2 protein-coding genes are annotated in these 1,353 nt (G+C 75.1%); both read left to right on the forward strand.

Features of this window, described 5'->3' with window-relative positions; genetic code table 11:
* Positions 1–289: energy transducer TonB (locus GXW76_RS25360; protein WP_211864915.1), on the forward strand; the 289-nt coding region annotated here is incomplete at its 5' end.
* A gap of 363 nt (positions 290–652) precedes the next feature.
* Positions 653–1,231: a TetR/AcrR family transcriptional regulator gene (locus GXW76_RS25365; protein WP_211864916.1), complete on the forward strand. Its 579-nt coding sequence runs from the start codon at positions 653–655 to the stop codon at positions 1,229–1,231.
* Positions 1,232–1,353 lie beyond the last annotated feature (122 nt).

The raw sequence follows: 1,353 nt of genomic DNA on the forward strand, positions 1-1,353 counted from the left end.
CGGGCCGCCGCCGTCCTACCTGCAGGCGCTCGCGGCAGCACTGGAGCGGCAGAAGCGCTACCCCGACGCCGCCCGCTCCCGGCGCGCCGCCGGTGTCGCCCTGCTGCGCTTCACCGTCACCCGGGACGGCCGCGTCGCCCGCTGGCGGATCGAGCGCAGCACCGGCGATGCCGACCTCGACCGCGCGGTGGGGGAGATGATCGGCCGCGCGAGCCTGCCGACCATGCCCGCGGACATGCCGGGCGACAGCCTGGAAGTCGCGGTGCCGGTGCGCTTCCAGATCCGCTGAGTCGCTCGGCTCGGCCTCCTCGCCCCGGCGGCGGCCGGCTGGACGGGGACCGCGCCCGACCTGTGAGCCCACGCCCCGTCATGCGTCGCGCGCCGCACAGGCGGGCTTCACGCCCGGGGCGATGCCGATCGCACGGGAATGCGCGCGCGGACGGGGCCTCGGGACCGCGGCGCGACCGGCGGTTCCTCGCAGCCGCGCGGGGATCCCGTGCGGCGTCCTGCTTCAGGGTGCAGCCTCCACGTGCCGCGCCGGCCTTCCGGGGGCGCGGCAGCCGAAGCGGCCCCACCTGGGTCGAAGGATGCAGAATCCTGTACCGTCTGGACGGTTGAATCGACCGTCCAGACGGTATACATGCGCCCGGCCATGAACGCTCCCGCAACGACCGTCGCCGCCGACGCCCGCACCCGCATCCTCGATGCCGTCGAGCGGATCGTGCACGCCCGCGGTGTCGCCGGCCTGACACTCGAGGCCGCGGCGCGCGAGGCCGGCGTCTCCAAGGGCGGGCTGCTCTACCACTTCGCCTCCAAGGAAGCCCTGCTGGCGGGGCTGATGCAGCGCCTCGCCGCCTTCGTCGGGCAGGAATTCGACGCGAATGTCGGCCGCCAGGCGGAAGGGCCAGGCCGCGTCGCGCGCGCCTACCTCGCCTGGGCCTTCGGGGAGGCCGACTGCTCGCCAGGCCATGACCACCACGACCGAACGGCCGCCGTCTTCCTCGCCGCCTTCCACCACGACCCGGCGCTGCTCGACCCGATGCGCGCCGTGCTGGTGCGCATGAAGGCGGAGCTGCTGGCCGACGGCATCCCGCACGGCGCCGCCATGGCGGTGCTGGCCGCGGCGGACGGGCTGTTCATGGCGAATCTCTTCGGCCACTACCGTCATGCCGAGGCGGATTTCACCGCCTTGCGCGCCACCCTCGAAGCCCTGATCGAGGCGAAGCCGTGACGCGCCGCGCACGACTGCTGCTCGGCCTTGGCGCGCTTGCCGCGGCCGGCGCAGGCTATGCCTGGATGCGCGGCGGCACGGACGGGCGCGCGGCGGCGCCGGTTACCGCGGCGCCGGCCGGG

It is taken from the genome of Neoroseomonas soli (genome assembly GCF_018129065.1).
GTDB classification, from domain to species: domain Bacteria; phylum Pseudomonadota; class Alphaproteobacteria; order Acetobacterales; family Acetobacteraceae; genus Neoroseomonas; species Neoroseomonas soli.